Annotated in this window: 26 protein-coding genes and 2 tRNA genes; 22 read left to right on the top strand and 6 right to left on the bottom strand. The window is 56.9% G+C overall.

Annotated features, from left to right (window positions below):
- The first annotated feature begins 7 nt into the window (after positions 1 to 7).
- The 4 genes from H8K20_RS11970 to H8K20_RS11955 all read left to right on the top strand — a co-directional run bounded on the left by H8K20_RS11970 (position 8) and on the right by H8K20_RS11955 (position 2,105).
- Positions 8 to 871 (top strand): polysaccharide deacetylase family protein, encoded by an 864-nt coding sequence (locus H8K20_RS11970; RefSeq protein ID WP_186488575.1) that lies wholly within the window; start codon positions 8 to 10, stop codon positions 869 to 871.
- A 6-nt stretch (positions 872 to 877) separates the two neighbouring features.
- Positions 878 to 1,732, top strand: coding sequence for a polysaccharide deacetylase family protein (locus H8K20_RS11965; protein WP_186488574.1), 855 nt, complete (start codon positions 878 to 880; stop codon positions 1,730 to 1,732).
- A gap of 194 nt (positions 1,733 to 1,926) precedes the next feature.
- Positions 1,927 to 2,003 (top strand) — tRNA-Pro (locus H8K20_RS11960).
- Positions 2,004 to 2,020: 17 nt separating this feature from the next.
- A tRNA-Tyr gene (locus H8K20_RS11955) sits at positions 2,021 to 2,105 on the top strand.
- Positions 2,106 to 2,302: 197 nt separating this feature from the next.
- On the opposite strand, the gene H8K20_RS11950 is transcribed toward H8K20_RS11955, so the two are convergent.
- On the bottom strand, positions 2,303 to 2,629 hold the full coding sequence (locus H8K20_RS11950; RefSeq protein WP_105204660.1) for a winged helix-turn-helix transcriptional regulator: 327 nt from the start codon (positions 2,627 to 2,629) through the stop codon (positions 2,303 to 2,305).
- Positions 2,630 to 2,910: 281 nt separating this feature from the next.
- On the opposite strand from H8K20_RS11950, the gene acgA reads away from it, so the two are divergent.
- The 4 genes from acgA to H8K20_RS11930 all read left to right on the top strand — a co-directional run bounded on the left by acgA (position 2,911) and on the right by H8K20_RS11930 (position 5,464).
- Positions 2,911 to 3,126 carry an ACGX-repeat peptide gene (gene acgA / locus H8K20_RS11945; RefSeq protein WP_186488573.1) on the top strand — a complete coding sequence of 72 codons (216 nt, stop codon included), beginning with the start codon at positions 2,911 to 2,913 and terminating at the stop codon, positions 3,124 to 3,126.
- A gap of 98 nt (positions 3,127 to 3,224) precedes the next feature.
- Positions 3,225 to 4,274, top strand: coding sequence for a radical SAM/SPASM domain protein, ACGX system (gene acgM / locus H8K20_RS11940; RefSeq protein ID WP_186488572.1), 1,050 nt, complete (start codon positions 3,225 to 3,227; stop codon positions 4,272 to 4,274).
- Positions 4,261 to 4,839, top strand: coding sequence for a nitroreductase family protein (locus H8K20_RS11935; RefSeq protein ID WP_186488571.1), 579 nt, complete (start codon positions 4,261 to 4,263; stop codon positions 4,837 to 4,839). The genes acgM and H8K20_RS11935 overlap by 14 nt, the downstream gene beginning before the upstream one ends.
- 10 nt (positions 4,840 to 4,849) lie before the next feature.
- Positions 4,850 to 5,464: a 4Fe-4S binding protein gene (locus H8K20_RS11930; protein ID WP_186488570.1), complete on the top strand. Its 615-nt coding sequence runs from the start codon at positions 4,850 to 4,852 to the stop codon at positions 5,462 to 5,464.
- Between the two features lie 270 nt (positions 5,465 to 5,734).
- Here the strand turns inward: H8K20_RS11930 and H8K20_RS11925 are convergent, their stop codons facing one another.
- Together H8K20_RS11925 and H8K20_RS11920 are read right to left on the bottom strand one after the other, a co-directional pair.
- Positions 5,735 to 6,622 (bottom strand): MerR family transcriptional regulator, encoded by an 888-nt coding sequence (locus H8K20_RS11925; protein WP_186488569.1) that lies wholly within the window; start codon positions 6,620 to 6,622, stop codon positions 5,735 to 5,737.
- A gap of 206 nt (positions 6,623 to 6,828) precedes the next feature.
- Positions 6,829 to 7,347, bottom strand: coding sequence for an acetolactate decarboxylase (locus tag H8K20_RS11920; protein ID WP_186488568.1), 519 nt, complete (start codon positions 7,345 to 7,347; stop codon positions 6,829 to 6,831).
- Here H8K20_RS11920 and H8K20_RS14260 point away from each other — a divergent pair.
- The 3 genes from H8K20_RS14260 to H8K20_RS11905 all read left to right on the top strand — a co-directional run bounded on the left by H8K20_RS14260 (position 7,316) and on the right by H8K20_RS11905 (position 8,929).
- Complete coding sequence (locus H8K20_RS14260) at positions 7,316 to 8,224, top strand: helix-turn-helix domain-containing protein (protein WP_186488567.1); 909 nt, start codon at positions 7,316 to 7,318, stop codon at positions 8,222 to 8,224. The two genes, H8K20_RS11920 and H8K20_RS14260, sit on opposite strands and share 32 nt — an antisense overlap.
- 124 nt (positions 8,225 to 8,348) lie before the next feature.
- Positions 8,349 to 8,525 (top strand): DUF4250 domain-containing protein, encoded by a 177-nt coding sequence (locus tag H8K20_RS11910; protein ID WP_105204669.1) that lies wholly within the window; start codon positions 8,349 to 8,351, stop codon positions 8,523 to 8,525.
- 56 nt (positions 8,526 to 8,581) lie between these two features.
- Positions 8,582 to 8,929, top strand: coding sequence for a nucleotide pyrophosphohydrolase (locus H8K20_RS11905; RefSeq protein ID WP_154866222.1), 348 nt, complete (start codon positions 8,582 to 8,584; stop codon positions 8,927 to 8,929).
- A gap of 463 nt (positions 8,930 to 9,392) precedes the next feature.
- Here the strand turns inward: H8K20_RS11905 and H8K20_RS11900 are convergent, their stop codons facing one another.
- Complete coding sequence (locus H8K20_RS11900) at positions 9,393 to 10,091, bottom strand: helix-turn-helix transcriptional regulator (RefSeq protein WP_105204671.1); 699 nt, start codon at positions 10,089 to 10,091, stop codon at positions 9,393 to 9,395.
- A gap of 196 nt (positions 10,092 to 10,287) precedes the next feature.
- Here H8K20_RS11900 and H8K20_RS11895 point away from each other — a divergent pair, with 196 nt between their 5' ends.
- From H8K20_RS11895 to H8K20_RS11860, 8 genes are all read left to right on the top strand, one after another.
- Positions 10,288 to 11,040, top strand: coding sequence for a nucleotide-binding protein (locus H8K20_RS11895; protein ID WP_243562612.1), 753 nt, complete (start codon positions 10,288 to 10,290; stop codon positions 11,038 to 11,040).
- A gap of 48 nt (positions 11,041 to 11,088) precedes the next feature.
- On the top strand, positions 11,089 to 12,102 hold the full coding sequence (locus H8K20_RS11890) for an ABC transporter substrate-binding protein (protein ID WP_186488566.1): 1,014 nt from the start codon (positions 11,089 to 11,091) through the stop codon (positions 12,100 to 12,102).
- Between the two features lie 34 nt (positions 12,103 to 12,136).
- On the top strand, positions 12,137 to 13,165 hold the full coding sequence (locus tag H8K20_RS11885) for a FecCD family ABC transporter permease (protein ID WP_186488565.1): 1,029 nt from the start codon (positions 12,137 to 12,139) through the stop codon (positions 13,163 to 13,165).
- Positions 13,155 to 13,934: an ABC transporter ATP-binding protein gene (locus H8K20_RS11880; protein ID WP_105204675.1), complete on the top strand. Its 780-nt coding sequence runs from the start codon at positions 13,155 to 13,157 to the stop codon at positions 13,932 to 13,934. The genes H8K20_RS11885 and H8K20_RS11880 overlap by 11 nt, the downstream gene beginning before the upstream one ends.
- A gap of 24 nt (positions 13,935 to 13,958) precedes the next feature.
- Positions 13,959 to 15,257 (top strand): nitrogenase component 1, encoded by a 1,299-nt coding sequence (locus tag H8K20_RS11875; RefSeq protein ID WP_129589411.1) that lies wholly within the window; start codon positions 13,959 to 13,961, stop codon positions 15,255 to 15,257.
- The gene (locus H8K20_RS11870) at positions 15,254 to 16,492 is read left to right on the top strand and encodes a nitrogenase component 1 (protein ID WP_186488564.1); all 1,239 of its coding nucleotides are present in this window, start codon (positions 15,254 to 15,256) and stop codon (positions 16,490 to 16,492) included. The genes H8K20_RS11875 and H8K20_RS11870 overlap by 4 nt, the downstream gene beginning before the upstream one ends.
- A 4-nt stretch (positions 16,493 to 16,496) precedes the next feature.
- A complete protein-coding gene (locus tag H8K20_RS11865; RefSeq protein WP_186488563.1) occupies positions 16,497 to 16,994 on the top strand; it encodes a flavodoxin family protein in 498 nt (165 codons plus the stop codon).
- Positions 16,995 to 17,514: 520 nt separating this feature from the next.
- A complete protein-coding gene (locus H8K20_RS11860) occupies positions 17,515 to 18,783 on the top strand; it encodes a GGDEF domain-containing protein (RefSeq protein ID WP_186488562.1) in 1,269 nt (422 codons plus the stop codon).
- Between the two features lie 195 nt (positions 18,784 to 18,978).
- Here H8K20_RS11860 and H8K20_RS11855 read toward each other — a convergent pair whose 3' ends face one another.
- On the bottom strand, positions 18,979 to 19,662 hold the full coding sequence (locus tag H8K20_RS11855) for a lipase family protein (protein WP_186488561.1): 684 nt from the start codon (positions 19,660 to 19,662) through the stop codon (positions 18,979 to 18,981).
- A gap of 224 nt (positions 19,663 to 19,886) precedes the next feature.
- On the opposite strand from H8K20_RS11855, the gene H8K20_RS11850 reads away from it, so the two are divergent.
- Both H8K20_RS11850 and H8K20_RS11845 read left to right on the top strand, forming a co-directional pair.
- On the top strand, positions 19,887 to 20,846 hold the full coding sequence (locus H8K20_RS11850) for an L-lactate dehydrogenase (RefSeq protein ID WP_105204681.1): 960 nt from the start codon (positions 19,887 to 19,889) through the stop codon (positions 20,844 to 20,846).
- Between the two features lie 357 nt (positions 20,847 to 21,203).
- On the top strand, positions 21,204 to 22,583 hold the full coding sequence (locus H8K20_RS11845; protein WP_186488560.1) for a glycine--tRNA ligase: 1,380 nt from the start codon (positions 21,204 to 21,206) through the stop codon (positions 22,581 to 22,583).
- 71 nt (positions 22,584 to 22,654) lie between these two features.
- Here the strand turns inward: H8K20_RS11845 and H8K20_RS11840 are convergent, their stop codons facing one another.
- Positions 22,655 to 23,872 carry an RNA polymerase sigma factor gene (locus tag H8K20_RS11840; RefSeq protein WP_186488559.1) on the bottom strand — a complete coding sequence of 406 codons (1,218 nt, stop codon included), beginning with the start codon at positions 23,870 to 23,872 and terminating at the stop codon, positions 22,655 to 22,657.
- Positions 23,873 to 24,606: 734 nt separating this feature from the next.
- On the opposite strand from H8K20_RS11840, the gene H8K20_RS11835 reads away from it, so the two are divergent.
- A partial coding sequence (locus H8K20_RS11835; RefSeq protein ID WP_186488558.1) for a hypothetical protein occupies positions 24,607 to 25,694 on the top strand: 1,088 nt, incomplete at its 3' end.

Below are 25,694 nucleotides of genomic sequence, written 5' to 3'. Positions count from 1 at the left end.
GACCTATATGCAAGCTGTAAAATGGCCCCACGGCTGCAAGAGCGCGGCCATGTTTACTTTTGACCTCGACGGCGATATCATCTGGAAAAATATGTCGTCTGACGAGCCCAACGCCGATAAACTCATCCGCGCCCGCTCGGTGGGCCAGTACGGCCCTAACCGCTGTGTGGATATGATCCTGGATCTGCTCGACAAGTACGGGGTAAAGGCCACTTTTTTCGTTCCCGGCTACGTAGCCGAGCACAATCCCGCAGTTGTGAAAAAAATACATGCCGCCGGCCATGAGATCGGCAATCACGGCTATACTCATGAGCGCTTTGTGGAAAAAACGCGGGAGGAGCAGATCGAGATCATCGAAAAGACCCAGAAGATCATCAAAGATATCACCGGCACGGCGCCGGTGGGCTTTCGCACCCCGTCGGGCGATTGGGCGGTAGACACCCCCTACCTGCTGGAGGAACGGGGTTTTTCCTACTCCAGTTCCATGCGCGGCGACGACCGGCCCTACCGCACCGTGCTCGATGGCCGGGTAACCGACTTTATCGAGATCCCCTCCAAGTGGGAACTGGACGATTATGTGGCGCAGGCCTACAATATCTATCCGGCTGAACCGGCAGGTCTCGACCGCATCTCCTGTTACCGCAATGTACAGCAAAATTACCTGGCCGAATTTGCCGGTTACCACCGCTATGGGCTGTGTATCTCTTTCCTCATGCACCCACAGATATCCGGCGCACCGGGCCGCAATCAGATATTGGAAGAGATACTCAGAGAAGTCACCAGCCACCAAGACGTATGGGTGGCTACCGCCAGCCAGATCGCCGACTGGTGGCGGCAGACATACCCGGCCGAGAGCAGTAGGGAGGGATAGATAAACATGTATACACAGCACCCCAAATGGCCGCAAAACATCCAGTGCGCGGCCATGATCACCGTCAATCTCGACGCCGAATACTTTTGGCTGCAGCTGGATGAACGGGCGGCCCACATGCCTAAAACGCTCTCGATGGGCCAGTACGGCATGACGCGCGGACTGGGCCGGTTACTGGATATCTTACAGAGCTTTTCGATCAAGGCAACCTTTTTCGTCCCCGGCATCGTGGCCGAAAAATATGCCGGCTACATGAAAGACATCGTGTCTGCCGGGCACGAGATCGCCTGCCACGGCTATCTGCACGAGAACTTGTCGCTGTTTGACCGCGCCCAACAGCAAGAACGGCTCAAAAAAGCGGTGGCCGCTATCGAAAAGTACAGTGGTGTTTCGCCTCGTGGTTTTCGTGCCCCCGAGGGGGACCTCACCCTGGAGACGCTGCAGATCGCCCACAGCTTAGGCATGTGTTATTCCAGCGACCTGAGCGATGACGACCGCCCCTACTTTATGCCGATAGACGATGCCGGCACCCAAATGCTGCAGATACCTATCCAGTGGGCCAACTTCGATTTCCCCTATCTGGCCTTTAACTACCGGCCGGCTTTTCCCACCGGTCAGGGCAGGGTAGCGCCTTACAGCAGTATGCTCTCGAACTGGAAGGATGAGTTTACCGGCCACTACACCCATCACCTGTGTTACGTCATGCAATTAGATCCCCAAACGATCGGCAATCCCGGCCGCTCGGCCATACTTGAAGAGTTTTTGACCTTTGTCAAAGATAAGCCCGGGGTGTGGTTTGCTACCGGCAGCGAAATGTACGACTACTGTCATCAAAATGAGTCGGAGATCCTGCACCGGTGATGGTAAAAAGGTGCTGCTGTCGACAGTCAGTACCAGATAAAAAAGAGCAGCACCGTGCTGCTCTTTTTTATCTGGAAGGAAATTTGTGAAAAAGCAAGGTGAAAATAGGAAAATGCCGTTGACTTTTTGTTCTGGATACGATAAAATTAAAAAGCTGTAGTTACGGCCGTGAGCTACAACTGCGCACTGTGTACCGAGGCGTAGCTCAGTTTGGTAGAGTGCCTGGTTTGGGACCAGGATGCCGCAGGTTCAAGTCCTGTCGCCTCGACCATTTAAAACCAAATATGCGGTGGAGTTCCCGAGTGGCCAAAGGGGGCAGACTGTAAATCTGTTGTCAGTGACTTCGATGGTTCGAATCCATCCTCCACCACCATAAAAAAGCCTGTACCCATCGGTACAGGCTTTTTTATGCATCCAAGTACAAAGTATCTGGCCCAATATACGGTGTGTCGCCTCCTGCTTTATATAATAGCCCCGATAAGACGTGCATCAACACAGAATTTTGGTAGCAAAAAGCAGCGCCAATGTGCTCTATTTTAAAGAGCTTTGGCGCTGTTTTTACGAGTTTTTCTATTTGGCGCTTTTTTGATAATTGAGTCCCCATATCTCCATAGCTTTTATGATGGGACGCATGGATTCCCCCAATTCGCTCAGGGCGTATTCTACCCGGGGTGGCACTTCGGGATAGGCGGTGCGAGTGACGATCCCGTCGTCTTCCATCGAGCGCAAGCTGTCGGTCAGCACCTTCTGACTGATACCCTCCAGATCCTTGCGCAGCTCGTTGAATCGCCACGGCCGAGCGAGCAGATTTCTGATGATCAGCAGTTTCCATTTGCTGCCGATCATCTGTACGGTGGTCGCAACGGGGCATGCAGGCATCTCTGCTTTGGTCAGCACAATGAATACCTCCTTAAATAGCTGTTAGATCAAAATATAATATTACATGCCTATTATACGATACTATTCTATTTGCGTGTAAGCAGTATTGTAAAATATTTTAATACCGCTCATATTTTTGACCTCTATAAGCCCGAGGCGGCGCAAAAGTCACCTCAAGGTAACTGTGTTATAAAAAAGTGCGTACTTGTGACCGAAAAATAAAATCGTACAATTAGAATTACAGAGAGCAAAACAGCAACACCAACAGCACTCTGAATACAAAAGTGGAGGTCACAGTTATGGCACTCTCAAACATCTTTGGATGGAACGAAAAAGAAACGGTATCTTCCGCCTGCGGTGCAGCAGATAGGCCGGAGGAAAGTCCCGCCGCCTGCGGTACCGCCTGTGGCGCTGGCGACAGACCTGCCGAAGCACCTGCCGCCTGTGGCGCAGCGGACAAGCCGGAAGAAAAGCCCACTGCCTGTGGGGCGGCTTGCGGCGTTGGTGACAAGTAGCTTGTTCCGTCGACCCGTTCCCGGTGTATATCTTCGCCGGGAACTCAGAATTGCAAATCGGCCTGTCCGATCTTATATAAAGTGAGGATGCATCAAGTATGAAACAGTATTTTGCCTTTCAGTGGCACATCACCGATGCCTGCGACCAGCGCTGTAAACACTGCTATATCTTTTCAGAAGACACCCGCAAAGAGCCAGAGGCTATGAGCTGGCGGCAAATGCAGGACACGTTTTACAACTGCCTCGACTTTTGCAGAGTCTACGACCGGCTCCCGTACTTTTATCTCACGGGCGGCGATCCGATCCTGCACCCAGATTTTTGGAAGCTGCTGGCACTGATAAAGGAACACGATATCCCATTTACCATCCTCGGCAACCCGTTCCACTTGACCGATGCAGTTTGTCAAAAACTGCGGGAATACGGCTGCCAGAAATATCAGCTCTCCATCGACGGCATGCGCCAGACCCACGATTGGTTCCGCAAGCCCGGTTCTTTCGACTGTACGCTCGAAAAGATCGCCTGCATTAAAAAAGCGGGTATGCGCGCGGTGATCATGACGACTGTATCGGGGACGAACATCAGCGAGGTGCCCGACATAATCGGTACGGTCGTAGCGGCGGGGGCAGACATCTTCGCCTTTGCCCGCTACTGCCCCACCAGCGAGGAAAAAGACACAGGCATGACCCCGCAGCAGTACCGGCAATTACTCGATACCTGCTACAAAAAGTTCCAGGCCTACGAAGCCGCCGGCTGCACGACTTACTTTAACAAAAAGGACCACCTCTGGACTCTCTATGAATACGAGAGAGGTATCTTTCAGATCCCAGAGGGTGCCGGGGAAAAGGTGATCTACGGCGGTTGTAACTGTGGCAACTGCCATATGACCATCCTGCCGACAGGGGAGATCTACGCCTGCCGCCGTGTGCAAAACAGCAAAGTCGGCAATGTGTTTGAAGATCGACTCGCCGACGTGTGGATCTGTCAGATGGAGACCTACCGCGACTACTCCAGGTTTGAAAAATGTTCTAGGTGTGAGCTGCTGCGCTTTTGCCGGGGCTGCCCCGCCGTAGCCAGCGGACAAAACGGAAATTTTTATGCCGCCGACCCCCAGTGCTGGAAGGAGGTTGAAATAGGTGCAACTGTTTGAACTGATGAGGTATCGCCGATCTATCCGCAAGTATAAAGACCAGCAGATCGCACGATGCGACTTGGAAAAGATCATCGAGGCCGGCCTGTATGCCCCCAGCGCCGGCGGTGGCCAGCGCGCCGCGATCATCGCCCTTCGCAATCAGGCTCTCTGTCAAAAAGTCGGGCAGCTCAATATCGCCAGATTCGACCGACAGCAGCTGGCCGGCTCTTACGTCTCTTCCGAGCAGCCGAGTATCATCGATGATCCCGCCCTAAAAAGTGGATTTTACGGTGCACCGACCGTCTGCATGGTCCTGTGCCCGAAAAACTTTTTATACAGTATCCCCGACGCATTTTGCTGTGCAGAAAACATGGTGTTGGCGGCGACAGAGCTGGGCATCTCCTCCTGTATCGTAGCTCGGGGAGAAGATACCTTTGCCGGTGAGGCCGGTGCTGCGCTCTTGCGGGAGTGGAAAGTACCCGACAGCTATGTTGTGCGGTGCTTTGTTCTGCTCGGTTACTGTGCGGGAGCCTATCCCGCCGCCAAGCCCCGAAAAGACGGGCGCAGCCTTATCATCGAGTGAGGTGGATCTTATGGACGCACAGACCTGTTTAGAAAAATTGCGATACGTGGGAGTACTCAATTTTGCCACGGTGGGGCTGGATGGAACGCCGCAGGTGCGGTGTATAAGCGCCATCCACTATACACCGGACACGCTTTACTTTTTCACTGCGCGGGGCAAAGAGTTCTGCCGTGAATTGCTGCGCGATGGGCGGGTGCAGATACTGGCCTTTACCCGTTACAAGGAGATGATCCGCGTCTCTGCCAAGGCGGTACCGGTCCCCCGGGCCGAGCAGAAAAAATATATTGATAGGATCTTTGCCGAGCAGCCCTATCTCTCAAATGTCTATCCCGGTGACACGAGAAAGATCGGGGTCGTATTTGCCGCTGGCGACCTGCAGATCGAATATTTCGATCTCGGTGTGCGCCCGATCTTTCGGGCGTGTTATACAATCGGCAGCGGTAAACGCAAGCTGCGGGGCTACCGGATAACAGACCGCTGTATCCGCTGTGGAAAATGTCTGCGCGTCTGCCCACAGCAGTGCATCCAGGCGGGAGACCCCTACCACATCCAACAGGCGCACTGTCTGCACTGCGGCAGTTGCTTTGAAAATTGTCCGGTCCAGGCAGTAGAGCGGAGAACTTGATGAGATCTGCGCACAGTATTGCCGGTAAGTCCGCTAAGGCGTCTTGCCGGTGTTGTCGGCGGTAAATACGGGCGTTGCTTTCACTGCACGTCAGCGGGGCTGAAGTATCGCGCTCTCAACAAAAAGGTCCTATCCCGATCGGGATAGGACCTTTTTGTAATGGTTCAGTACGAGTATCTATCGGTTTTTATGCCTGGTGGGTCAGACCTCAGACGGCAACCGGGTAATTTCAGCGTATCGTGTGCGAGACGATCTGCGCTTTCTCCCCGATCAGGCCGGGCCATGTACTGTTTTTTGATGATCAAAATAGTATTGGGCCGCCTCGCCGATAAAGTGGGAGGCTCCTTGACCATATTTTTTATCTATCGCTGCGATGAGCTTGTCGTTATACAGGTAGGCGTCGATCACCATCTGCCAGTTCTCGGTGGTCTGCAGCGCAGAGATGCTGCTGTCGCCCGTCAGCCCAACGATGCGCGCTACGATGCCCTGCACTTCCGGGTCGCTTGCATCGCGGGTGAGGTCGGCTACCAGCTCCAGCATATAGCGCTGATTTTCTTCCACTTTACCTTCCTGCTGTAACGCGTCTAACGCCTGCATGTGCTCAGAAAAGTGGTCCATCTGCTCTCTCATAGCAGTTACATAGTTCTCGACACTGCCGTAATAGCGGATGGCATTTTGGGCAATATTGGGCCCGTGTTCCCGGCAGCGCCTTATCAGCTCGTCAAAATGCTCCTCGCTGCCCCAATAGGTGACGATGTCTGTGCGGTGCGTCTGCTTAAAGTCCTCCAGGGCCTGTATATAGCCACCTATATCAAAAGCTTCAAAATCCATGCAAGTCTCTCCTCTCTCCAGCTGGTCCAGCAGCTGTAGCAGGCGGTCCAGCCGATCTCGTTTGGCGGTCAAAAGTGCTTTTTGCCGCTGAAAAGTCTCCTGCCTGCTAAAGCCGGGGTCGGTCATGATGCGCGCGATCTCTTTTAGGGGAAAATCGAGTTCCTTAAAGAACAGGATCTGCTGTAGGGCAGCCAGCGCCTTTTCATCGTATAATCGGTAGCCCGCCGTAGTCAGTGCAGTCGGGTGCAGGAGACCGATCTCGTCGTAGTACTGCAGGGTGCGCACGCTGACGCCGGTCAGCGCGGCAATTTCGCTGATGGTCTTCATCTCTCATCGCCCTCTTTACTCTCTTCGCTGGATGGATATACGTTTGCCGGCAACTGCTTTACCATCTACTGCTATCCTACCCTATCACGCAGCGTGAGAGTCAAGGGGCACAGACGTTTTTTTGCAAAAAATCGCAGCGAGATTAAAAACCGCCCCACCGGTGTACAGTGGGGCGGTTTTTGTCACGGATACAGTAGGCTGGTCAGTCAGCCCTCGACAGCGGCAGTTTTAGCGCTGAGATCCTCGCACAGGTCGAGCCCGGCAAATTCGGGGTTTTGGGGCAGCAGGAGCTCAAAATCATGCAGCGCATTAATCTGGTATTCCAGTGTATCGGCGCTCAGCCCCAGGATATGGCCGCCTTTTTGCTTGTCGCCGCTTAGAAAATGGAAGTGCCAACCCGGCAGGTTGATGCCTTCTACATATGCGGGGCAAAATACGGCGATAATACTGCCGGACACATTTCCACAGCGGAATTCCCGCTGCTGGCCGGCCGCCTTCGAGAGCGTGGGATAAGGTTTTTCACACACAAAGCAGCTGCGCACGTGCATGGTGCGAAAGTTTCCGCGAACTTTGAGCATGTAAAACAGGTTGGGGTTAGCCGCCACTGCGGGCGCCAATTTCTCCCGCAGTACATCCAGCGGCGGTATACCGCGCAGCTGTTGAATAGGTGCTTGGCTGTCAGAGCGCGATACGGTGCCAAAAGCCACCCCGTCCTCTGGCTGCATTACCGCCACCTTGTCGCCAAAGACCTTTGCGCAACTGCAGGCGATCCTGGCCAAGCAGCTATACTTCGAAGCCAACCGCGGTGGGGTGATGTTCTCCACCGCCGAAGAGGTGCTCACCCGCCTTCTGGACGACAAGTTTTCCAGCGAGGTGTTTTTTAAAGCACAGGCCGCCACCTACCTCGCCGACTATCGGCCTCAGCGCCTGGCACTGATCGACCTGGGGCAGTATCGCAGTCTCAATTTTGGCGACGACGCCCTAAAAAATCAGCTCAACTATGTTTTCTACGCCTCCCACCCCTTCCTCTATAGGGGATCGGTGCTACTGTTTCTCAACGACGGCCACGACCTGACCCAGTTTGATGATCTGGCCCGGCAATTTCACCTGCGGGTCGTTGTTTCCGACGTGCTTGACCGGCTGTATCACCTGCCCCGGTACTACCGTGCGGCAGACGAGGTGATGCAGTATTTGCGGACGCATACCGCCGGCAGCTGGGTCGCGCGGGTCGAGCAGTTTCACGACCTGATGCTGCTGCGTCGACTGCAGGGAAGAACTGATCTCATCCACCCCCAGATCCGGGCACTGTTCGATTACGACCACCAGTACCACACGCAGTACTGCCGCACACTGTACGCCTACTGTATCAGCCGCCACTCGGTAAAGCAGACCTGTGCCCAGCTCTTTACCCACCGCAATACGGTCCTCTACCGCCTGCGCAAGATGAAAGAGGAGTTCGATCTGCCGCTGGACGACCCATCCCAGGCGTTGGCCCTGCTGCTGTCAGCGGTGCTGGTACTGCTCTGGGATCATCAGGACCGGCTGTTTGTGCGGGACTTTCAGCTGGCCCCGTTGCCTGCAGCCGGTGCGCGGCAGTCATAATACCCCTGTATCATAGATAAACGGGGTTTGCCGGCGCGATCAGAAATGTGGTACAATGCGGGCATACGCGAAAATAGTACCGTGGATGACACATGTCATCCACGGGTCATATAGGAGAGATCATATGCCCATCCCCAGTGATCCATTTTTACTGTTGAGTTTTTTGAACACCAAGCTGCGCGACTGCTACACCAGCCTGGATGCACTGTGCGACGACCTGCAGGCCGACCGCGCCGCACTCGAAAAAAAGATGGCCGCTATTGGCTATACCTATCTGCCGGCACTCAATCAGTTTCGCTGATACAGGCCGCTGTGCCCGCAAAAAGCACACCCGAAAGATGTAAAAGGAGAGACAGGATGAAAAACGACCAGACCACCACGGTGGCCCAACTCAGACAGCAGATCCAGCAATTTTCAGATGCGCGGGGCTGGCGCAAAGAGCAAAACGCCAAAGATCTGGTGATGGCCCTCACCGTAGAGGCCGCCGAGTTGGCCGAGATCTTTATGTGGAGACACTCCGACGCAGCCGATGATGTCAGGCAGGACGCCCGCGAGTTTGAGCACCTGCAAGAGGAATTGGCAGATGTGTTTTGGTATCTCTGCCGCATATGCCAGCATTTTGATATCGACCTGACCCAGGCAGTGGCCGACAAAGCGGTGAAGAACGCCGTCAAATACCCGGCTAAGACCGGCCGGGATCGGTAACACCGCAGGAACTTTTGCAGTGCAAACTGGCATGTCTGCCAGATCTCCGGCCACGCCGGCCCTGTAAAGGGGCGGTCTTGGCCAGCCGCTATACCTGGTCAGTCGCCCCACCGCGCGGGTGTCCACGGCAGCAGGGGCAACGGCTGTGGTTTTGGTGTGGTGGGTAAACAGCCCGACCCTAGAATAGACCGCCTGTTTTGGCGGTGAGCGGTCATCTGACCACTGTGTGTGCGCAGGGGTTCTTGGCTGCGGCCCAAGCGCCGTGTGGCACTGTGAGCAGGGTTAAAAGTTAAACTGCTGTCCGCCGTCGGCAGCTGCCCGGCGAAAAAATAGGACCGGCTATCTAATATAGATAGCCGGTCCTGCTTTTTTGATCGTCAGGCGCAGTCGGGGCAGGCCCACTCTATCCCGGAGAATTTACCACTTATTTACCGCTTTTGCCGCCTGCAAACAAGTCTCCGTCTCAGGCATAGTCGCGGCGGTCATCGGTGGGTAGCTGGGCCATAGCTGTTCGGTAACGGCTGGGCGATAACCCAAACTGCCGGGTGAACACAGTAGAAAAGTAGGCCGAGGAGTAAAAGCCACAGGCCTGCCCTACATCGTGGATAGACATGCGCGTAGAAAGCAGCAGCTTTTTGGCCCGCTGCATCCGCTGCCGGGTCACATAGGTGGTAAAAGACATGCCGGTGTAGCTGGTAAACAGCTCCGACAGATAGGTCTTACTGATAAATACCCGCGCGGCCACCTCCTCCAGGCGCAGCGGCTTATCCAGGTTCCAGTCGATGTAGGCTTTGGCGCGGGTGATGTAGTTGCCTCGGCAGCTGTCACAGCGCAACTCGCTGCAATAGGCCTCTAATATCTGCTCGGCCAGGTCGAAGAACTGCTGCCGAGTGTGACACTTGTGCATCAGCTTGCTGTTTTCAAAACAGCACTGGTGCAGCGACAAGCTGGTGCGGTAGAGGATAAAGTTATAGAGACTGCGGTTCATAGAGGTCAAAAAGACCATCATCGACTCCCACGACGGCCGCTCGCTCTCAAACAGGCACTGCGACTGTTCTTCCAGTACCAGACGGGCCTGTATCAGGTCCCGGTGCAACACGGCATCACACAACAGCTGAAAGTTATAAAATGCCTCGGGGTACATCTGTTGAGTCTCTTTCATAGACGGGTCCTCCCTGCTAAATTGCAAAAGCTGCCTAATATTTTGAAAGACATGAAAGTTTTCTGTGTGGTATACTTTAGCACGTAGTTAGCTATCGCTAACCACATCGTAACATGTTTTCCATCTTCTGTAAAGCGGATTTTCGCCGCTTTCATCCAATTTTACAGCAAAAAAGGGAGGTCAAAATTTGGAGCATATCATACAGCGCAAGATCGCCATTTACGGCAAAGGCGGTATCGGTAAATCCACCACAACATCGAACCTATCGGCGGCACTGGCTGGTAAGGGGTACCGGGTCATGCAGATCGGATGCGATCCCAAGGCCGACTCTACCAAAAATCTGATGGGCGGCCAGCGCATTCCCACCGTATTAGAGCAGATCCGTCAAAAAGGTGATGCCATCAAACTGGAGGACATCGTTTTTACCGGGTTTGGCGGCGTGCTGTGCGTCGAGTCTGGCGGCCCCACCCCCGGGGTGGGCTGCGCCGGACGGGGTATCATATCCGCCTTTGAGCAGCTCGAGAGCCTCGACGCTTTCGCGGTGTATCGTCCCGATATCGTCATCTACGACGTGCTGGGCGATGTGGTCTGTGGCGGGTTTGCCATGCCCATCCGCGGTGGCTATGCCCGCGAGGTGTACATCGTCTCCTCCGGCGAGATGATGAGCCTGTACGCCGCCAACAATATTGCCACCGCCATTCGCGGCTTTGGCAAGCGGGGCTACGCCAAGCTGCAGGGCCTTATCCTCAACGCCAAAAACATCGAAAACGAGCGCCAGATCGTCGATCGGGCCGTGCAGGAGATAGATACCCGTGTCATCCAATACATTCCCCGCTCACCCGATATCCAGAGCGCGGAGGCTCGGGGAGGCACAGTGTTCGAGACGTTGGAGAGTTCTCCCATGCAGGCCGTATACAGTGAGCTGGCCGAAAAGATCTTATCGGCCTAATATAATCCAGCCGGCTCTGAACCGGCCCACCGAAAGGAAGGAATACCGATGAAACTGAAAAAGATCGCCGCCGCGGCCCTGGCTGCCGTGTTGGCCCTGTCTATGGCCGGCTGTGCCGGCGAAGACGCCAAACAGACCGCATCTTCCGGCACTGCCGACAAGCAGAAATTCACCCTCGAGTACCCCGCCCATATGCAGGAGCTGGGCTACACCGATAAGATCGAGCTCGAAAAGGCCCCCGAGCGCATCGTGTGCACCACCACCTATCCGGTGATGACGCTGTACGATATGGATGTCGAGATGATCGCCGTGCCCCAGACCTCGGTACTGGATTACCCCGCTGATCTCGAGGCCCAGCAGCTGCCGTCGCTGAGTATGGAGAGCTTTAACGCCGAGAGCATCGTCGAGCTGGAGCCAGATCTGGTGATCATGGCCGCCGCCAGCAAGCAGGATTACGGCGATACGCTGTCCAGTCTGGGCATCCCAGTCTACTATATGGCCACCAACTCCCAGACCTACAGCATCTACGACGTGGTGCGCGAGCAGAGCCAAGCCCTGGTCGACGCCTTCACCATGGACAACGCCTCCGCAGCCAAGGCCAAGGAGGTCATGGCTCAGTTTGACGATCTCGATAAGCGGGTGGAGGAGATGCAGAAGATCTGTGCCGGAAAATCGGTGCTGATGCTGCTGGCCGGCGGCCCCACATCCATGTACCTGCAGACCGAAAAAGGAACGCTGGGCTGCATGGCGGCCATGTGTGGGCTGGAGAGCGTGTACCAAAACGATCAGGCCGCTTCCATGATCCCGCTGGATATGGAAAAGGCGCTGGAATACGATCCCGACGTGGTGCTTATTACCGGTATGGGTACCTCCGAGGATGTAGAGACGCTGATGAAAGGCGTTTACGAGCTCAACCCCGACTACTGGAACAGTATCCCCGCCATTAAAAATGGAAACGTCATCTACCTGCCGGGCAACTACGTCTCGACCGCGGGTATCAACATCATCCAGAATATTGAAGACTTGGCCGATATTTTAGAGGACTACTATGCCCAAAAGTAGCCGGCCACGCCCGCTACCGGAAAGGAACATACCCATGACAGCAAAAAAACACGGTAAAAATCAGGGTGGTGTCCAGCTGCTGCGGGTGGGAGTGGTGTGGACGGTGCTGGTGGCGGTACTGGTGGTGCTCAGCATCACCGCCATCGCCATCGGCAGCGCGGGCTACTCATTTCGCGCGGTGCTGGGGGCCATCTTTTCCAGCGAGCGCAGCACTACCCGCACAGTAGTACTCAACCTGCGCCTGCCCCGAGTCATATTGGCTCTGCTCATCGGCGGGGCGCTGTCGGCTGCCGGTGCGCTGTTGCAGGCCGTCATGCGCAACCCTCTGGCCGACCCCGGTACCATCGGCGTCTCGGCCGGTGCCGGTACCGCCGCCATCACGGTGCTGCTCATCTTCCCCAATCTCACGCTCTCTCTGCCCCTGTTTGCCTTTGTGGGCGCCGCGCTGGCCTGCGTGCTCATCTATGCGCTGGCCTGGAAAGGCGGCGTCGATCCGGTGCGCATCATTCTCTCGGGCGTGGCCATCAATTCGGTACTGGGCGGCTATAACTCGCTGCTGCAGCTTATGAACAGCGACAATCTCTCCGGGGTATTGGCCTTTATGAACGGCAGTCTGTCCGGCATGTCTTGGGTGCACGTGCGTACCATGGCGGTGTATGCGCTGGTGGGCCTGGTGCTGGCGCTTCTGTGTATCCGCCACGCCAACGCGCTGCAATTGGGGGACGAGATGGCCAAAAATTTGGGGATCCGCGTCAATGCCAGTCGGGTGTGTCTGTCGGCCGTATCGGCATTTTTGGCCGCCTCCACCGTATCGGTGGCCGGCATGATCGGCTTTGTCGGTTTGGTCGTGCCGCATATCTCGCGCATGCTGGTGGGCTCTGACTACAAGATGCTCATGCCCACCAGCATCTTGTTGGGCGGTTCGATCCTGCTCTTTGCCGACACGGTGGGGCGCACCATCATCCCCGGGATGGAGATCCCGGTGGGCATCGTCATGGCGGTGTCCGGCGGGCCGTTTTTCCTCTATATGCTCAGAAAGCGGGGTAAATTTAATGGAAGTTAGCGCCGAGCGCCTACAGATCGGATACGGGGACTGCGTGGTGGTCAAAGACCTCGATATCCACATCGGTCGACACGAGGTCACCAGTATCATCGGGCCCAACGGCTCGGGCAAATCCACGGTACTCAAGGCTCTCACCCGGCTGCTCAAATACCAGCGCGGTACCGTCTGCATCGACGGGCGGGACCTGCAGGATTTTGGGCCCAAAGAGTTGGCCCGTCGCATCGGTGTGCTGCCGCAGATGCATTCGGCTCCGGCTGATTTTCGCGTAAAAGAGCTCGTCAGTTATGGACGTATGCCCCACCAGGGCTTTTTTGCCCGCAAGTCGCCCGAAGATGAGCGCATTATCGAAAGCGCCATGCGCGCCACCGGTACCTACCACCTGCGCGATAAATCTATCCACGAGATATCCGGCGGCGAGACTCAGCGCGTCTGGATCGCCACCGTGCTCACCCAGCAGCCCGAGATCCTGTTTTTAGACGAGCCCACCACCTATTTAGATATCTCTCATCAGCTCGACACGATGCGTATGGTGCGCCGTCTCAACCGAGAGACTGGCGTAGGGGTGGTGATGGTGCTGCACGATCTGTCGCACGCACTGGAAGTCAGCGACCACATCGTGGTGATCAAAGATGGAAAAAAGTACAGCGAAGGCACCCCCAGCGAGGTCATCACCAGCAAAATGTTGCGCGAGGTCTACGGTGTGGGCGGCGAGATCATCCATATCGAGGGGCGGCAAAAACCGCTCATCGCCTTTGCCGAACTCGCCTAGCGCAGAATTAAAGGAGGAATTATATTGAACGGACAGGACCTTGTTTCGCGCATGAAGCGACTGAGTCAGGTCACCGACATAAAAGAGGTCACGCAGCTCAGCAGCGCTATATTCCCCGGGCCCCACTGCCCGCTCATGGGCGCCATGATGGCGGTGCGCGGCATCAAAGACAGCGTGCTGCTGGTAGTGGGTACCGACGAGTGCACCTACTACACCAAAAACACCACCATCAGCGGCAGCTCGTTCGGTGGCCTCGACGGGCGCTGTCTCTCGGTGGTGCTCGACAGCCACGACGTCACTTTTGGGTGCCGGGAAAAGCTGTACCGGGCCTTTGCCGAGCTGATGGAGGAGTACGCCCCCAAAGCGGTGTTCGTGGTCACCACCTGCGTAGTAGAAGTCATTGGCGACGATGTCGACTCGATGGCCCAACAGCTGGGCGAGCAGTACGGCATCCCGGTCATGGCGGTGCACACCGAACACTTTAAGACCGAGAACCACCTGCCCGGAGTACAGGATACCATCACCGCCTGCTTTGCCATGATGCGCCCGCAGCCGGTGGGGCAGACGGTCAATGTCATTGGCCAACGCCTGGGCGATTTCACTACCACCGAGCTCTACCGCGTGCTACAGCAGGCCGGTGTGCCCATGGGGATGATGCTGCCCAGCGGCACCACCGTGGCCGAGATCGAGCGGGCCGCAGCGGCCCGGGTAAATCTGGTAGTCAACCCCATCGGTCTGCCGCTGGCCAAAAAAATGCAGCGGGCGTTCGGCACCCCCTATGTGCTGTTCGACAAGTATATCGACCCTGCACGCATCTACCGGCTATACGCCCAGTTGTTTGGCTATCTGCAGCTGCCCCTGCCAGCCGAGGTCGAAGACCTATACCGCCAGGCCTGCCGGGCAGTGGCCGGTGCCTCTGCCCACTTAGCGGGCGTCACCTACATCTACGGCAACACGCCGGTAGAGTGTTTTGAGCTTAACGCCTTTATGGTCAAACTGGGTATGCGGCCGCTGCTCATCCAGACCAGCGCCATTCCCGGGGAAGAAGACCCTGCCCGGCAGACCATATTAAAGCAATGTGACCCCTATGTCACCAAAACTGCCAACATCGCCCCGCTGCAATACGTGTACGACGTGCTGCAGCCCCACCTGTATCTGGGGCATGAATACGCCGAACGGCTGCGCAAAAAAAAGATCGAGATCGCCCACACCGATGTACTGTCCCCCATGCTGGGGCTAGAGGTCACCATAGCCGGGGTACAGCAGCTGATCGATGCCAGCACCGCTGCTCGGCAGCTGCGTGAGGGGAGGGCCGCCGTATGAGTCTGTGCAGATATCTGCCGGTCCCGTCTGACCGCATGGCTGTCATGTGGACGCTGCTCACCGTAGGCGACGCGGTGGTGCTGGAATACGGCCCGGCGGGGACCACCCACTACTGCGTCAGCCTGTTTGGTGCCATGGGCATCTCGCCCGACCAGTCACTCTTTACCACGCACATGAGCGAAGACGATGTCATCATGGGCGATGTCCGGCGTCTGGAAGAGGCCATCGTCGAGCTGGATAAGGGGTATCGCCCCAAGGTGCTCTTTGTCATCGCCTCGGCGGTCACCGCGGTCATCGGCACCGATCTGGTCGGCGTTTGTAATTACATGCAGCAGCAGGTCGATGCCCGCCTCATCGCCCTGGAAAACGGCGGTTTCAAGGGAGATTATACCGTCGGTCTGCGCCAGGTCTACCGCCTACTGGTCAAACAGCTGGCGGGGCAAAAGCAGGGGCTGCTGCCCGGCCGTTACAATGTGCTGGGCGCCTCGGCCAGCAGTTACCGCATCCGCTCCGACCTCAGGGAGATAGAGGACCTGCTCTCGCGCTCCTTTGGTCTTTCCCGTCACACGGCTCTGGGGGTAGATACCAGCTTACAACAGCTGGCGGCCATGGGCGGCGCCCAGCTCAACATCGTGCTGCGAGCCGAGGCGCTCCCGGCTGCCGAGTGGCTCAAACAGCAGTTTGGCACCCCTTATGTCTACGGCGTCCCGTACGGCTATCAGGGAACTGAACAATGGCTCGAGCAGATCGCTTCCGTTTTGGAGCGGCCTATCGTCCGATCGGTGCGCGACCAGCTGGGCCAGCGACAGAGCCAGACAGCTACTTTCCGCATGTATGCCACCATGTACCGCAACAGACCCCACCCCCCTGCTGCCGCCATCATCGGCGATTACGACCTGTTGCAGGGCCTGGCGGGCCTGTGCCGGGAGCTGGATATCTGCCCAGACCTGCTCATCTGCCCGCACACCTTAAAGGATATTACCGACTGCGACCCCGCCGTTCGTCACTTTGCCACCGAAAAAGAGCAGATAACCGCCCTGCGCCAGCTGCAGTACCATCTGGTATTGGGCGACGATGTATCGCTGCATCTGTGCGACCGCACCAACACCGGCCTCTGTGTCAGCTTTCCGCTGGTCAGTCATGTGCAGATCGCCGAGCACCTGCCTCTCATGGGCATTCGCGGCACCGACTACATCCTTGAGACGATCGACCGCTATTATCAAGTATTGGAGTGATCGCATGAAAGTGGCTGTATTCTATTCCACCCGTACTGGCAACACCCGTCGTCTGGCGCAGGGCATAGCCGACGAGCTGTCCGCCTACGCCCCCGCCCTGATCGATCTGACCCAACTGCAGGGTCCACTGCCCGCCGCCGACTGCTACCTGGTGGGCTACTGGGCCGATCGGGGCCGCGCCGACGAGCACGCCCAGCATTTTTTAAAACAGCTCACCGGCCAAAAAGTGGGCCTGTTTGGCACTTTGGGAGCATATCCTTACGGCCCCCACGCCCGGCATATCATGCAGGCGGCAGAGGACTGCTTGTCCGACAGTTGCCTGCTGATGGGGCACTTTCTCTGTCAGGGGCCGGTCGACCCAGACCTGCTGCGGCGCATGGCCGCCGATAAGCCGGTCGCGCCCCAGGCGAAGACCCGCCATACTATCGCCGCCACACATCCCAACCAGACCGATATCCAGTATGCCGCCTCCCTGTTTAAAGAGCGGTTGCAGCACCAGTAGGGCTGCCCGCACCTTTCTCCTTCCATACAAAGACAGCTGCCCGCTGCAAATGCTGCGCAGGGGCAGCTGTCTTTTATCGTGGGCAGCGTTTTGGTCGTCGGCCGCACCAACAGCTGACCTGGCGTGCGACACACGTCAAACGGCAATATGCCACAAGAACAAAGCGCTTTTTTGTGGGTAGTCATGTTTTGTCGAAAAGGGGCTATCTTTTCAGACGCTGATTAGACTATAATAAAAGGCGAAACGGCGGCCGAGATGGGGGAGAAAGGCACATATGGGCGCTCCTCTTATGCCGCTGGCCGGTCAAGCTTCAAAAAGTCGAGTACAGGCCTTAAGGCCCCTGCTCAAGACACAGGTGATCAGTTGCTCTCATGATCGGCGCCACCCGCTCGTTTATCTCCAGAACACCGTGTATACGGGCTGTCGGCGACCGGTATCTGTACAATAAAAATAGGCTGTGAAAAACGCTGTAGTGCAGGGGAGAAGACCGCACAGCGATGCTTTCTAAAAGAGGGCTTATATGAAACACAAAAAAGGGGCGCTCACCAGGTCGCTGCTGGCGCTCACCATCGCCCCACTGCTGGTTTTTGGCCTGGTGGTCACCATCGTCACCTCGCATCTCATCTACACCGGCCTGCGCGACGAGGTGCGGTACAGTCTCGACGTGCTGGTGCACGCCGCCTACCAGACCTATCAGCTCACCTACCCTGGCGATTTTGTGAGCGACGGCACCCGCGTTACCAAGGGAGGGCAGGACCTCTCTGCCCACGTGGAGCTGGTAGACCAGGTCAAAGCGGATACCGGCGCCGATGCGACGCTATTTTGGGGCGACAGGCGGTATCTCACCACCATCCGCGGGGCGAATGGGCAGCGGGCGGTGGGCACTCAGGCCGAAAAAGTAGTGTCCAGCACGGTCCTGCAGCAAAATAAAGACTATTTTTCCGACCGGGTGCTGGTCGATGGTACCGAGTATTTTGGCTACTACATGCCGGTACAAAACACCGACGGCGCCACTGTGGGCATGCTGTTCGTGGGGCGCCCCCGCACCCAGGTGATGCAGCGGATCGACCGCAACATCCTGCTGGTCTGTGTGTCGGCGGTGGGCATCCTCACCATTGCGGTGGCAGTGTCCGGCCACTACAGCAAAAAATTGCTCTATTCGCTGGATAAAACGGAGCAGTTTTTGGGCGAGATCGCCGGCGGCGACCTCACTGCCCGCATCGACCCCTATCTGCTCGACCGCAAAGACGAGATCGGCGAGATGGGCCGATTTGCCGTAGTGCTGCAAAACTCCATCACCGATCTGGTAGGAAAAGATCCGCTCACCGGCCTGCACAACCGCCGTAGCTGCGACGTAGTGCTCGAGAGTCTCATGGCCGAAAATCACCGCAAGGGAAGCGTCTTTACCGCCGTCATGGGGGATATCGACCACTTCAAGTCGATAAACGACACCTTTGGCCACCAGGTGGGCGACCAGGTGTTGCGGCAGGTGGCCCAGCGGCTGACGGCGCATATCGAACATCTGGGCTTTGTATTTCGCTGGGGCGGGGAGGAGTTTTTGCTCATCTACGAGGATGCGGACTGCGCCCAGACCTTAGAGCATCTGCGCCAGCTGCAACAGCAGGTGGCAGCCCCCATCTCCTGTGGCGGCCATCAGATATCGGCCACCATGACCTTTGGTCTCTCCTGCTGCACCGAGGGCAGTGCGGTGAGCGAGATCATCAGCCGGGCCGATAAAAATCTCTATGTCGGCAAAAATCAGGGCCGTAACCAGATTGTATGGCAGTAAATACAAAACACAAAAGAGCTCCCGGCGGTCACCGCGGGGAGCTCTTTTGTGACCACATATACCTACTTATTTACAAATAGTCATTGTAGTATAGCTGGCTATTTTTCCATCAAAATACGGTACATCGGGCAGCCAGTCGGTATATAAAAAACACCCACACGGTTTGCACCATCGCTCTCTGTGTGCGCTCGGCCGTCAAAGCAGCCACAGCCCATGGGCGGACAGAGCAGAGTGGCCGCTCGCCTGCAGCTTTTCCTCGTAGGCGGTCAGCTGTGCGATATAGCTCTCGGGCCGGTGGGCGTCAATAGGGCTGTACAGCCCTCGGCGGCCGATGTTCAGCACCCGGTGCACATGGCGAAAGCCAAATAGGACCGGTGGCACGTGGGTCACGATATCGCTCAGGTTGCGCACCGGAGTAAAGTGGATCCAACGGCGCCGCAGGTCCTGTCGCAGCCAAAAGCCCCAATATACCCGCGGACAGCCAAAACCGTAGCCGTAAAGCACCTCGCGCAGGTCCGGGCGCACCGCCCACACCCATTCGTGGGCCAAGGTGGCGATGGCCGCGCCGTGGCTGTAACCGATGAGCACGATCTTTTTTACAGCCGGATCGCGCACCTCGTGCTCAATGTGCGGCCGTATCGACTCCCACACCCGCAAAAAACCGCGGTGGCAAAACCAAAGCGTCCCGCTGTCGCAGTGCAGCTTGGCGGGAAAGTCAAAATTGTTTACCCAGTCCTCCAGCCCGTTAGATTTTTCAAACATCAAATACAGCGTGCCACATTGGCGCTCGGTGGCGTAGCTGCCGGCGTTTTCCACCTGGTAGTATTTGGCGTACAGGCACTTTTCATAGTAGTAGCGCAGCAGGTATTCGTCCTCCACAAAAATGCCCCCTCTCTGGCAGAGATATGCCGCCCGGCGCACCAGAGTCACAAGGCGCACACCATGTTTTTCCATTTCGTCGTACTTTTGTACAGAAATGCCCGACTTCTCTTGCCAATCCGGCAGTAAATGGGGTATGCTAAAGCTGTAAAAACAAATAGACCGGCCCGGTGCAAACCGCTTTATTGCCCCGCGCCGGCCCATCCATAAAAAGGGGGCCAATAATGCGAAACGATATTCGAAAAGTGGCGTTGGTCGGCACCGGCATGGTGGGCATGAGCTACGCCTATGCCCTGCTCAACCAGGCAGTGTGCGATGAGCTGGTGCTCATCGACTTAGACAAAAAGCGCGCCATGGGCGAGGCGATGGACCTCAATCATGGTCTGGCCTTCTCCGGCTCCAACATGAAGATCTATGCCGGCGAGTACCGCGACTGTGCCGACGCCGACATTGTCGCCATCTGTGCCGGTGTGGCCCAAAAGCCGGGCGAGACCCGGCTGGACCTGCTTCAGCGCAACACCGAGGTGTTCCGCTCAGTCGTCGATCCGGTCATCGAGTCGGGCTTTGGCGGCATCTTTTTGGTGGCTACCAACCCGGTCGATATCATGACCCGCATCACCCACAAGCTGTCGGGCTTTCCCGCCGGCCGGGTGCTCGGTACCGGCACCGCGCTGGATACCGCCCGTCTGCGCTACCTGCTGGGCGACTATTTCGAGGCCGACGCCCGCAATGTCCACGCCTATGTCATGGGCGAGCACGGCGATACTGAATTCGTGCCCTACAGTCAGGCCATGCTGGCTACCAAGCCCATCCTCGATATCTGCAGCGAGTCATCCGGCCGCTACAAGCTGTCCGATCTCGACGACATCACCGAGGAGGTGCGCACCGCCGCCTACAAGATCATCGACGCCAAACGCGCCACCTACTACGGCATCGGCATGGCCATGACCCGTATCACCAAGGCCATCTTTGGCAACGAGAACAGCGTGCTCACCGTGTCGGCCCGGCTCAACGGCCAGTACGGCGCCTCCGACGTGTTCGTGGGCGTGCCCTGCTTTATCAATCGGGGCGGGGTCAAAAAGGTGCTCACTTTAAATCTGCTGCCCGAGGAGCTGGAAAAACTACAGGCCTCCTGCCAAACGCTGCAGCAGTCCTACGATCAGATCAAAGTCACCCATTTTTAGATATAGGTATAGCCGTTTAAAAAGCCGACCCGTGCGGGAAGTATAGCCGCCGAAAGGTCGGCTTTTTTGCTGCCTGTACGGCGGTGCTGTCCGCTGCTGGGCATACAGTGTGCATCCACTGTGCGCCGGCCGGTGACAGCGCGCGGTGGCGGGCGCTATGTGGCCTCTGCAGCGCTTGACTTTGTCGCGGGGGGATACTACAATACTCATATCGCGCGCTCTGCCGCCGGCCCCCGCCGCGGCGAGCACCTGCCCCGCCTGTAGCTGCCCGCAAATCGGGCGGTCGGTGCGGGTAGCAGCGGCAGATAAGGCCGCCGGCAGCCGGTCGGCGGCACTTAAAATTTTGGAGGTTTCGCAATGCTTGCAAACAGTGAAAAGACCATGGACAAAGTCGTAGCGCTCTGTAAAAACCGCGGTTTCGTGTATCCGGGTTCCGAGATCTACGGCGGTCTCGCCAACACCTGGGACTACGGCCCGCTGGGCGTCGAGTTCAAAAACAACGTCAAGCGCGCCTGGTGGAAAAAGTTCGTGCAGGAGTGCCCCTACAACGTGGGGCTGGATTCAGCCATCCTCATGAATCCGCAGACCTGGGTGGCCTCTGGCCACGTGGGCGGCTTTTCCGACCCGCTGATGGATTGCAAGGACTGCAAGACCCGCCATCGCGCCGACCAGCTCATCGAGGATCAGACCGGTGTGGCCCCCAACGGCTGGAGCGACGAACAGATGTCCCAGTACATCAAAGAAAACGGTGTCTGCTGCCCCAACTGCGGCGGAAAAAACTTTACCGATATCCGCAAATTTAATCTCATGTTCAAGACCTTTCAGGGCGTGACCGAAGACGCCAAAAACGAGATCTATCTGCGGCCCGAGACCGCACAGGGCATCTTCGTTAACTTTGCCAACATCCAGCGTACCACCCGCAAAAAACTGCCTTTTGGCGTGGCGCAGGTGGGCAAATCCTTTAGAAACGAGATCACTCCCGGCAACTTCACCTTCCGCACCCGCGAGTTCGAGCAGATGGAACTCGAGTTTTTCTGTGCCCCCGGCACCGACCTGGAGTGGTTTGCCTACTGGAAAGACACCTGCAAAAACTGGCTGCTGTCGCTGGGCATCAAAGAGGAGAACATCAAGCTGCGCGACCACGACCCCGAGGAGCTCTCCCACTATTCCAAAGGGACGACCGATATCGAGTTCATGTTCCCGTTTGGCTGGGGCGAGCTGTGGGGCATAGCCGACCGCACCGACTTCGACCTCACCCAGCACCAAAACACCTCCGGCAAGAGCCTGGAGTACTTCGACCAGCAGACCGGCGAGCGCTTTGTCCCCTACGTGGTCGAGCCCTCGCTGGGCGCCGACCGCGTGGCGCTGGCCTTCCTGTGCGAGGCCTACGACGAGGAGCAGCTCGACGAGAAAGATACCCGCATCGTCATGCACCTGCACCCGGCGCTGGCGCCGTTTAAGGCCGCCGTGCTGCCGCTGTCTAAAAAGCTCAGCGAGCCCGCCGGCGAGGTGTACGCCCAGCTGGCCAAAAAGTTTATGGTCGACTACGATGATGCCGGCTCTATCGGCAAGCGCTATCGCCGCCAGGACGAGATCGGTACGCCGTTTTGCATCACCTACGACTTCGAGTCGCAGGAAGACGGCTGTGTCACCGTACGCGACCGCGACACAATGGCCCAGGAGCGTATCGCTATCGCCGACCTGGAGCGGTATATCGAGGAAAAGCTGGCTTTCTGATCTGGTCAGCTAAAAAGGCAGTCCCTTTAAGGGGCTGCCTTTTTATTGCGGAGGTCTAACCTAGCTGCCACTCACTGCACGGTCAGTAGTCCACTCACCCGATTGCCTGCCAGGTCGGTGGCTTCTAAACAGTAACTGCCCAGCGGCAGTGCCAGCAGTACAGTACCGCTGGCCGGGTCTGTTTGGGAGGAGAAAAATACGGCGTCGTCGTCACCGGTCGCCCGCACACTGGACCAGTCTATGCCGCTCCCACTGTCGGTCAGGCACACCGATACGTATCCTTCCTGCTGCCCCCAGCGCACTATCTGGGGCGGCTCATCATCCAGGCCGGTCACCATTACCTGGCGGCTGGTCTTGTTGCCGGCGGCGGTGACCGCCGTTATGGTATAACAGCCGTTTTGGGTAGCTGTGACCACATAGCTGCCGTCCTGCCGTGACATGGGCAGGTGCTGGCCCGCTGTTGTCACATATACCTGCCGGATCTGCGGCCCCTGCACCCGGGCGGTGATGCTGGCGGTGGTGGGGGTGAATACCTGACACTGTGCCCCGGTAATGCGCGGTGGGAGCAGCGCGCCGATACTCGCTGCTCCCACTGCTGCCACCGCGCAGGCCGCCAAGGCGGTGCGTGCCTTTATCCCGGTCTTAGCTTGGCCGCCATCCAGCCCAATTGCCGCCGCGTCTTGCTGCAGTGCGACCTGTAGGCAGATACCCAGTGGAAATATTGCCGGGAAAAAGTCGCCCATCTCGGCGCGCAGTTGGCGCTTGGCGTTTTTTAGGTCCCGCAAAACAGTATTCCTCGAAACGGACAGGATCTCAGCAATCTCATTTATCCTGCAATTATTAAAGTAGCGCAGCAAAATTGCAGCCCGCTGACGGTCGGGCAGTGCCTCCAGCGCGGCGTATAGCTGGCGGTCCCGCTCTTTTCGCTGCAAGCTCAGTTCCAGCTGGCTCTGTTCCTCGCTGCTCTCTAACCCCTCCAGGTCCGCATCCTGCACAGTGGCATCTCGCTGCCGCTGCCACCAGCGCTTTTTGTTTTGGCAGACAAAGTAGGTGGTGTGATTTAAATAGGCCACCACCGAGCGCCCGCTCTCGATCTGTGGCAATTTGCGGTACAGGTTTAAGTACACCTCTTGCACCGCCTCGTCGGCGGCGTCGGCATCTTTTAAGTAGCCCAGCGCCAGATAGCGCTGGGCGCTGCTGGTGGCGCGGTACAGCTGTTCAAAGGCGGTGCTGTCGCCGCCCTGGGCCCGCTGTACCAGCTTTTCCAGCTCTTTGTGTGTAAGTGTCATTCCACCACCCTATCTGACAAAATTTTCTGTTTTTCGCCTTGAGTATAACATGATTTAACAGGGGCGACAACGGAAAAAGCACCCAGGCACGACTTTTATTTGCCGATTGGTGCTTTTCATATGGGCCAGACACCTATTGACTATAAGGGCGCTTTAGGGGAAGAGCACCCGGCCAAAATAACAAGGAAGAATTGGAGCGAAAAGCAATGAGACAGCTTACAGAGAGTATAAGGAAGAGCCGCGATCGCCTACTGGCGTTTATATTGGTGCTAGCCCTGTGTGCGGCCTGCCTGCCGATGGGTATGTTGCCCGTATCTGCCGAAGGAGAGGACGACTCCGACAGCGAGTTCGTGGGCAGCTTTGACCTGCAGGAGATATTTAGTGCGAATGTACTGGAGATAAAAGAAAATGATGTACTGCTCTGTGCGCCGTCACATGCTCATGCAAGTTGGAAAGAGCCAAATTGGAGCACAAAACACTGGCAGACGAATGGCAGTATAGCTAGCTTGCGAAAAATATCTATGAAGGCAGATTGGGAGCTTGTAAGTGACTTCACACTGGAACGGGGCACGTCCGATGGCATTATGAGCGGCTATACGATTAGTGGAGAAAAAGGCAGTATCTCAATAGAGGCATCAGCATACCTAACAACAACAAATTTGTTAGAAATACATCATTATAATGGCAGTATCTTTGATGTCACCTATTCAAAAACAAATCTTTCCGAGGAAGATGTGAAAGGTACGCATCCGTATGTGCTCAGTTTCAAGGCCGATACTGGAACGCTCACTGCCACCTTTAACGGCAAAACAGTATCTACCACTGTGACTGCATGCCCCTATTTAAATGTAGATGAAGTTACAGTCGGTCTGTCGGGGCTGTCGTATTGGCCTAAATCCATCGCCACCCCCACTAACGAGATCAAGGCGCACTTTAACAGCGCACGCTACACAAAATACCAGCCGCAGTTTGTCGAGACGGCGGTGGTGACCCAAAACGAGGACGGCAGCTGGCGCCCCATGACCGAGCAGGAGCTAAAGTCGGTCAAAGACGGCGACATCATCGCTATCCAGGCCAAGGTCACCAACAACTATACCGATCCCGAGACCGGCGCCAAAAACGGCGACCCGGTGCCGGTACACCTGAAACTGTCGGACAAGGAGAAGTACACCACCGCCGGCCTAGATTTTGACGACACGAGCTGGGAGGGAGAGAGCCAGCAGGTACAGGTGCAGTACGCCGGCCAGGCGGCCCAGACCATACCAAACGCCAACATCACCGGGGACGGTATCCCTTTTTCCTGTAAGGCCGGCGACACCATCGTCACCTACCGGGCCAAGGTGGTAAACCCCGACGGGCTGGCGGTGTCGGTGGGGCAGATGATGGAAGACGACTTCTTCCTCTCTAAACAGTACTCTGGCACCGAACTGGTACCCGAGCAGCCGCTCATTCCCTACGACCCTGCCGCCCCGGAAGAGGAACAGCTGGAGCCGGGCAAAGACTACCACTACATCCGCACCCCGGCCAACGAAAACGGCTGGAACAACGGGGACGTGAAGATCGAGTTCTGCCCCGGCGACTTCGACCGGTTCGGCATCACCGACAGGCAAAATGCCGGCGATAAGGTGCTGCTGGACGAGACGAACAAGGTCCAGCAGTACACCGACGAGCTCTCCGGCAAGCCGGTGTACCTGCAGGCCGAAAGCTCCAAAGAAAACGCTGTATCGGTAAAAAAAGAAGACGAGATCAAGATCGATAAGACCGCCCCCGGTCTTGCCGCCGCCAGCACCGACCTCACCCTCACCGACAGTCTCTCCGGCGT

It is taken from the genome of Neobittarella massiliensis (ex Bilen et al. 2018) (assembly GCF_014269355.1).
In the GTDB taxonomy this organism is placed as follows: Bacteria; Bacillota; Clostridia; order Oscillospirales; family Ruminococcaceae; genus Neobittarella; species Neobittarella massiliensis.
The sequence above is the reverse complement of the archived record's forward strand: the minus strand, read 5'-3'. Positions and strand labels throughout refer to the sequence as shown.

What these genes read in the sequence shown, in the direction of transcription:
- H8K20_RS11920 (WP_186488568.1), bottom strand. Translation starts at nt 7,347, where the DNA reads ATGCAGCCAGAGGACGGGGTGGCTTTTGGCACCGTATCGCGCTCTGAC.
- H8K20_RS11845 (WP_186488560.1), top strand. Translation starts at nt 21,204, where the DNA reads ATGCTTGCAAACAGTGAAAAGACCATGGACAAAGTCGTAGCGCTCTGT.
- H8K20_RS11885 (WP_186488565.1), top strand. Translation starts at nt 12,137, where the DNA reads ATGACAGCAAAAAAACACGGTAAAAATCAGGGTGGTGTCCAGCTGCTG.
- H8K20_RS11970 (WP_186488575.1), top strand. Translation starts at nt 8, where the DNA reads ATGCAAGCTGTAAAATGGCCCCACGGCTGCAAGAGCGCGGCCATGTTT.
- H8K20_RS11865 (WP_186488563.1), top strand. Translation starts at nt 16,497, where the DNA reads ATGAAAGTGGCTGTATTCTATTCCACCCGTACTGGCAACACCCGTCGT.
- H8K20_RS11840 (WP_186488559.1), bottom strand. Translation starts at nt 23,872, where the DNA reads ATGACACTTACACACAAAGAGCTGGAAAAGCTGGTACAGCGGGCCCAG.
- H8K20_RS11905 (WP_154866222.1), top strand. Translation starts at nt 8,582, where the DNA reads ATGAAAAACGACCAGACCACCACGGTGGCCCAACTCAGACAGCAGATC.
- H8K20_RS11860 (WP_186488562.1), top strand. Translation starts at nt 17,515, where the DNA reads ATGAAACACAAAAAAGGGGCGCTCACCAGGTCGCTGCTGGCGCTCACC.
- H8K20_RS11930 (WP_186488570.1), top strand. Translation starts at nt 4,850, where the DNA reads ATGGACGCACAGACCTGTTTAGAAAAATTGCGATACGTGGGAGTACTC.
- H8K20_RS11965 (WP_186488574.1), top strand. Translation starts at nt 878, where the DNA reads ATGTATACACAGCACCCCAAATGGCCGCAAAACATCCAGTGCGCGGCC.
- acgM (WP_186488572.1), top strand. Translation starts at nt 3,225, where the DNA reads ATGAAACAGTATTTTGCCTTTCAGTGGCACATCACCGATGCCTGCGAC.
- acgA (WP_186488573.1), top strand. Translation starts at nt 2,911, where the DNA reads ATGGCACTCTCAAACATCTTTGGATGGAACGAAAAAGAAACGGTATCT.
- H8K20_RS11900 (WP_105204671.1), bottom strand. Translation starts at nt 10,091, where the DNA reads ATGAAAGAGACTCAACAGATGTACCCCGAGGCATTTTATAACTTTCAG.
- H8K20_RS11870 (WP_186488564.1), top strand. Translation starts at nt 15,254, where the DNA reads ATGAGTCTGTGCAGATATCTGCCGGTCCCGTCTGACCGCATGGCTGTC.
- H8K20_RS11910 (WP_105204669.1), top strand. Translation starts at nt 8,349, where the DNA reads ATGCCCATCCCCAGTGATCCATTTTTACTGTTGAGTTTTTTGAACACC.
- H8K20_RS11890 (WP_186488566.1), top strand. Translation starts at nt 11,089, where the DNA reads ATGAAACTGAAAAAGATCGCCGCCGCGGCCCTGGCTGCCGTGTTGGCC.
- H8K20_RS11925 (WP_186488569.1), bottom strand. Translation starts at nt 6,622, where the DNA reads ATGAAGACCATCAGCGAAATTGCCGCGCTGACCGGCGTCAGCGTGCGC.
- H8K20_RS11880 (WP_105204675.1), top strand. Translation starts at nt 13,155, where the DNA reads ATGGAAGTTAGCGCCGAGCGCCTACAGATCGGATACGGGGACTGCGTG.
- H8K20_RS11850 (WP_105204681.1), top strand. Translation starts at nt 19,887, where the DNA reads ATGCGAAACGATATTCGAAAAGTGGCGTTGGTCGGCACCGGCATGGTG.